Source organism: Marinomonas sp. S3726, assembly GCF_000967665.1.
Classification (GTDB): domain Bacteria; phylum Pseudomonadota; class Gammaproteobacteria; order Pseudomonadales; family Marinomonadaceae; genus Marinomonas.
This window is the reverse complement of sequence record NZ_JXYC01000048.1, coordinates 1-5,432: the sequence shown is the minus strand read 5'-3', so window position 1 is coordinate 5,432 and position 5,432 is coordinate 1. Positions and strand designations below refer to the sequence as shown.

Sequence of the window (5,432 nt, the reverse complement as noted above, 5' to 3'; positions counted from 1 at the left end):
CCTTTGCTCTCGTGAGAGATAAACTCACCTTCAACAAAATCAAACTGTTTCTCTTCCGCGCTATCTAGTTCTTTGACCCAGTCGAGTTCATCGATATCACCAAGGTCTTCAGGTAAGCCAAACTCATCGCGTAGCGCAATGACTTGCAACTCAATTTGTTTTAATTGAAGCGCCATAAAACGGGTATGTTTTTCAGCATTTTCTCCAGACAGTATTTCAAAGCCTTCATGAACACGCCCCATCAATAAAGCTTCGATTTCAAAAGTAGTAGAGCCCAGTTCATCACGAACTTCTTTGCTCTTTTTATCTACCGTGATTCCCTGCAGGTGGCGACGAGCTTTTTCAAGTTCTAACTTAGTCGCGTCTAACTCTTCACTCTTGTCTTTTAATAATTCGCTTTGAGCTGAGTAGTCCGCTTTAGATTCCTCAAGTTTTTTAGTGACCGCTTCCTTATCTTTTTCATTCTTAGAAATAAGTCCTTCAGCAAAATCAACAAACGCTTCTTTGTTGCCCGTTTCAGCCACCTCTAACAACGCGTTTTTTTGATCATCCGGTAAACGACGGTATTGACGCATCTCGCGGTAACCGATGCCCATGCTTGACATAGATTCTAACGCCGCTTCGCCAAACGATTTTAAGTTAGCGATATCTTGATTAGCTTTTTCGTCAGAGCACCCGAGCAAATTACAAAATTCAGCCCATGTGCCTTTTAATGCCAAACCGTTTGGACTTTTTTGGCCCGCAATAGCCTTGTAAAGCTTGTTTTCCTTGGCATAGGCAAGTTTAGAAGCCCAAACCGTTTGGGAAAATTTGCTGAACGCATCCGCCGACTGGGCTTGGCCAAGTAGCTGGTTAGCGGCATCACGTTCATCCGTATTATTATTTTCTAAGACCGTAATTTTATTTTTAGACATAAAAAAATCTCTTTTAAGTAGTTACTAAAATCAATAAGCAAACACTGCTGGATTCAGCCAGAGCGATAACAGTTTTAATTCTTTTATTGATATTTATTAGGGCTCTAATTAGGTTGAGATAGATTGGGATGCCTACGTAGCAAACTAGTTTTACGGGGAAATATTTTGTCTCTAGGCAGACCGACTAATTCCGCAATTCTATTTTCGATACGTTCTGAGCGGCTACGTTTATTAATCACATGTGATATCGATGACTGACTTACCTTTAATTCATCGGCAAGCATAGCCGCTGTTACACCATTCATTCTCATGGCCGCTTTAATTTCTTCAGGGTGAGTACCTTTAACTTCCAGCTGCAACATGGTTTAATCCTCATTTAGTCAAGTAGTTGAGTTTTTATAGATAGTTATTGTGTGAACTCAATAATAGTATTCTTTTGAATACCTGTAAATAGGAAAAAGTATTTTAATGAATGATTTTGGAGGCCGTCTACGTGAAGAAAGAGAGAGACTTGGCTTTAGTCAAGAGCAGCTAGGTGCAATTGGCGGAGTAAAAAAACTTGCTCAACTTAAGTACGAAAAAGGCGAAAGAAAGCCTGATGTGGGCTATTTGTCAGCTGTCGAGAAAGTTGGTGTCGATTACGTGTTCGTTATTTCTGGTAAAAGAAGAGATTTGCCCTCTACTATACCCACTGACGAACAATTACTTCTAGATGTTTATCGCTCTCTTTCGCTAGTAAAGCGGCGAGAGATACTTGCAGCCTTATTACAAGGAGACACCTCGAGTTCCGCAAAAATAGTAAATAATGGAAAAATTAGCGGAACTCAAATAAACGCAGACGGTGGAAAATTTGTAGTGAACGGTGATTATTACGAAAAAGATTGACTCGTAGCTCGCAGTTCAAGGTTAGAAAATAATTCTTAATATTGACATTCAGCAACGGTTTGTGAACCGTTGGTAATTATAAAACATTAATTAAAAATGGAACTTTTAAAGGGTAAAAAATGATTAAATTGAAATATTTTATGTTTTTATTGTTACTTACATTGAAGCCAACTTTTGCAAACGCTGATTATTTAAACAATGATGAACTAGACCTGTGGGCTAAAAATCAAGGTTACACCGGCTACACAGGAAAGCATATTGTCAACATGATTTACCATACTCAAAGAGAAGGTGGATTAGAGCAGTATGTTGGTCAGATCTTAGGCTGTAACTCATCTGATAAGAAAATATGCGGGCATTGGTATCCAATGGTTAAAATAAACCAAGTTTTAAATGATGCTCTTATGTACGAATTTTCAGAATATGTAAACGATAATGACTACTTCGAGTTTCATATATTAACTAACAAGGAACCCGGGGCAATTTATCAAGAGAACCAATCACTAAGTAAAAAATTCTATGTATTTAAAGGAATGGTTTCATTTGAAACAAACATGGGAACGATTAAAACTATTCCTTATTTTGAAGTATTAAACCCTCAACCAAGTATCCAATAAAATACTTTTGCCCCGTTTTTAAAGATTTTCCTCTTACCACACCCTAAAGTCCCTTTAAGTTCAAAACACTTTCAGGGGCAACCAATGCAAGAAACTCAAAGCGAATTATTTCAACCAGACGATGATCTACTAACTCTATTAGATAACATTGATACGTTAGATACTGACCCGCGATTATGGCCTAAAACGCTCCACGACTTAATGAGAGTGATGGAAGCCCAAATTAAAACGAGACACCCCAAGCTTTCAAGCAATGCTTATGAAATAGCAAGAACAAACGTAATTGCCGTCGCGCATTATCTAGGCGGCAGACAATTATACTTGCCACGTGATGATAGATTGCAGAAAGCCTTTCGTGACTATAAGATCTATCACCACCAGTTTACAGGCAATAACCATAAAGAATTAGCCGAAGAGCACGGTCTAACATCTGTTCAGATTTACAATATTGTCGCTAATCAGCACAAACTTCATACCGCCCGAATTCAACCAAGCCTGTTTAATTAATTTCCGCTAAACGCTTGAATCCCCAACAAGCGACTTGAGCCTTTAATCTGTACCTAATCTATTAAAAAATTGAATTAGGTACAGAGCATGGGGAATAAGCGGCAACTCTCTCAAATTGACTCAATCATCATACATTGTGCGGACACGCCGAATGGCCGTCCAAATACGATAGAAGATGTTGATGAATGGCACAGAAAACGAAACCCTCCTTTTACCCGTAACATGGGTATCGCACCAGAACACCAACCTCACCTTAAGCACGTTGGCTACCACTTCGTCATTGGCATAAACGGTGATGTTCAAGAAGGCAGGCCCCTGATTGAAACAGGCGCTCATGCTGGCAGCTATAACGCCCACTCAGTTGGTATTTGCATGTTTGGTAAAGATAAGTTTACCCATGCCCAATGGGAGTCTTTATTCAAACTGGTTCAAAGAATAGAAAGCACGGTTGGGAGCGTTCTTACCCTTTACGGTCATAACCAATTAAGCCCCAAAACCTGTCCGGGGTTTGATGTGCCCACGTGGATTAAGCGCAAGTTTCGACCGCTCGATAAGCATTTACTAGATAGAGGTTTCTATGAGTTGGATTACTAATATTTTTACTAAAGGCGCGAGCTCCTTTGCGTCAACCGTTGCGGATGTTGCCGACCGATTTATTGAAACGCCTGATGAAAAAACCGCGTTTAAGTTACAGGTTGAGCAACTGGTGGCGGATAGAGATAGCGAAACTGAACAAACCCTTAGAGCAGAGCTTGGTGCAAAAGAGCGCGTTTTAGTTGCCGAGTTGAAACAAGGTGACACTTATACCAAGCGGGCAAGGCCCACGGTTGTTTATTCTGGACTCGCTTTCATCGGTATTAATTACGTTCTTTTCCCTTTGCTCGGTCGAATTCTAAATGGTTTTGGGTTGGATATTGATACATCACCGCTGGCTGACTTGCCACTGGAGTTCTGGGGTGCTTGGGGCGGTATTTGCGCGACATGGTCAATTGGTAGATCAATGGAAAAGCGTGGAGCCAATAACCCTGTAGTGAGATCAATTACAGGTTCAAACCAATCGAGGCTAATAGACTAGTTATGGATGATTTAGACAGAGCAGCGCTTGCAGAAGAAACGTTTAGAGCCGCTTCAATTGCTTCTAGTAAACAGGCTAAGGGCGTTCAGACCATTGTTGATGGTGACATTGTTTGTGAAGACTGTGACCTAGTAATTCCTAAGCGACGCCTTGAAGCCGCACCCTTTGCCACACGTTGTATCAGGTGCCAACAACGACGGGAGAAACCTTAATGGAGCAAGTTAATTGGAGCGAGTGGAAGTTTTGGTTAGACCTTATTCAATGGCTTGTGATGATCATCATCGGTGTTTGGATGTTTATCGACAAGGGGCGAGAACGTAACAGTACCGCGATAGATAAAGTGGTTAACCAACAAAACACTTTAGATAAACGTGTTCTTAGGCTCGAAGAAAGAACCGCAACGCATACTGATGTAGCAGAGCTTCGTGCTGAGATGGAAGGTATGAAATCAACACTTAATAAAGTGGATCAAACCTCAACGCGTATTCACGATTACTTACTCAATAAAGGGGGCAAATAATGGCTCTGGCAGAATTTGAAAAAAAAGAGCGGCGTCTAGTGATTCTTCGCTTATTGGCTGAAGACACTGACTACCGTGCGCCTTCTTCATTGATCGAGCGAGGCTTAGAAATGTACGCCTTATCAACTAGCCGTGACAATTTGCATACAGAGTTGTTTTGGCTAAAAGAACAAGGGCTGGTCACGTTAGATGAAATTGCCACGGTTTATGTCGTTACATTAACCCAACGCGGTTTAGACGTAACGAAAGGTCTAGCGACTGTTCCGGGTGTTAAACGCCCTGGTCCCGGAGCTTGATATGGCTCGTTTATCATCCATCGATCGATTGCCTAATGAGATAAGAGACGCGCTTCAAGCGTTACTTCGCGATCCGGCAGTAAGTCAGCTAGAAGCTACCCAACGAGTTAACCTTCTTTTAGAAGAAGAACTATCAGATATTCGCGTAAGTAAAAGCGCGGTTAACCGCTATAGCCAACGTATGGAAGACGTCGGCAAGAAAATGCGTGAGTCGCGTCAAATTGCTGAGATGTGGATAGGTAAATTAGGCAATGAGCCACAAGGCCAAGTTGGCAAACTGCTCAATGAATTCACGCGAACAATGGCCTTTGATACCGCATTAAAAATGTCAGAAGGCGAAGATGTTGTCGAACCTAAGTTATTAAAAGAACTCTCCCTAGCCATTAAACATTTAGAGCAAGCTGCCACAGTGAACGAAAAGCGCGAGCGTGAGATTCGTAAGCAATACGCAGAAGAAGCTGCCAACGCCGTGACGGATGAATTACACGGACAAGATGGTATGAGCGAACAACTTGAAGACCGTATCCGTGGCATTCTCTTGGGTAAAGCCTAATGAAGACTAAACCGTTAATCGCCAGTTCTGAACCTAAAAAAATTAACCTTAAAGAAGAGATGGAA

11 protein-coding genes are annotated in these 5,432 nt (G+C 41.4%); 9 read left to right on the top strand and 2 right to left on the bottom strand.

Features of this window, described 5'->3' with window-relative positions; translation table 11 throughout:
- Together TW85_RS24720 and TW85_RS24715 are read right to left on the bottom strand one after the other, a co-directional pair.
- On the bottom strand, nt 1–914 hold a 914-nt coding region (locus TW85_RS24720; protein WP_071210306.1), incomplete at its 3' end, for a hypothetical protein.
- 104 nt (nt 915–1,018) lie between these two features.
- On the bottom strand, nt 1,019–1,276 hold the full coding sequence (locus TW85_RS24715; protein ID WP_046019811.1) for a helix-turn-helix domain-containing protein: 258 nt from the start codon (nt 1,274–1,276) through the stop codon (nt 1,019–1,021).
- Between the two features lie 106 nt (nt 1,277–1,382).
- Here TW85_RS24715 and TW85_RS24710 point away from each other — a divergent pair, with 106 nt between their 5' ends.
- From TW85_RS24710 to TW85_RS24670, 9 genes are all read left to right on the top strand, one after another.
- The gene (locus tag TW85_RS24710; RefSeq protein WP_046019810.1) at nt 1,383–1,799 is read left to right on the top strand and encodes a helix-turn-helix transcriptional regulator; all 417 of its coding nucleotides are present in this window, start codon (nt 1,383–1,385) and stop codon (nt 1,797–1,799) included.
- Between the two features lie 119 nt (nt 1,800–1,918).
- Nucleotides 1,919–2,416 (top strand): hypothetical protein, encoded by a 498-nt coding sequence (locus tag TW85_RS24705; RefSeq protein WP_046019809.1) that lies wholly within the window; start codon nt 1,919–1,921, stop codon nt 2,414–2,416.
- Between the two features lie 84 nt (nt 2,417–2,500).
- Entirely contained in the window at nt 2,501–2,923 is a 423-nt protein-coding gene (locus TW85_RS24700) for a Mor transcription activator family protein (protein ID WP_046019808.1), read from the top strand.
- Nucleotides 2,924–3,010: 87 nt separating this feature from the next.
- Nucleotides 3,011–3,517 (top strand): N-acetylmuramoyl-L-alanine amidase, encoded by a 507-nt coding sequence (locus tag TW85_RS24695; protein ID WP_046019807.1) that lies wholly within the window; start codon nt 3,011–3,013, stop codon nt 3,515–3,517.
- The gene (locus TW85_RS24690; protein WP_046019806.1) at nt 3,501–3,998 is read left to right on the top strand and encodes a 3TM-type holin; all 498 of its coding nucleotides are present in this window, start codon (nt 3,501–3,503) and stop codon (nt 3,996–3,998) included. The genes TW85_RS24695 and TW85_RS24690 overlap by 17 nt, the downstream gene beginning before the upstream one ends.
- A 2-nt stretch (nt 3,999–4,000) precedes the next feature.
- Nucleotides 4,001–4,210 (top strand): TraR/DksA C4-type zinc finger protein, encoded by a 210-nt coding sequence (locus TW85_RS24685; protein WP_046019805.1) that lies wholly within the window; start codon nt 4,001–4,003, stop codon nt 4,208–4,210.
- Nucleotides 4,210–4,518 (top strand): hypothetical protein, encoded by a 309-nt coding sequence (locus TW85_RS24680; protein ID WP_046019804.1) that lies wholly within the window; start codon nt 4,210–4,212, stop codon nt 4,516–4,518. The genes TW85_RS24685 and TW85_RS24680 overlap by 1 nt, the downstream gene beginning before the upstream one ends.
- Nucleotides 4,518–4,814: a hypothetical protein gene (locus TW85_RS24675; RefSeq protein WP_046019803.1), complete on the top strand. Its 297-nt coding sequence runs from the start codon at nt 4,518–4,520 to the stop codon at nt 4,812–4,814. Before TW85_RS24680 ends, TW85_RS24675 begins: the two co-directional genes overlap by 1 nt.
- A gap of 1 nt (nt 4,815) precedes the next feature.
- Nucleotides 4,816–5,367, top strand: coding sequence for a DUF3486 family protein (locus TW85_RS24670; protein WP_046019802.1), 552 nt, complete (start codon nt 4,816–4,818; stop codon nt 5,365–5,367).
- The last annotated feature ends 65 nt before the right edge of the window (nt 5,368–5,432 follow it).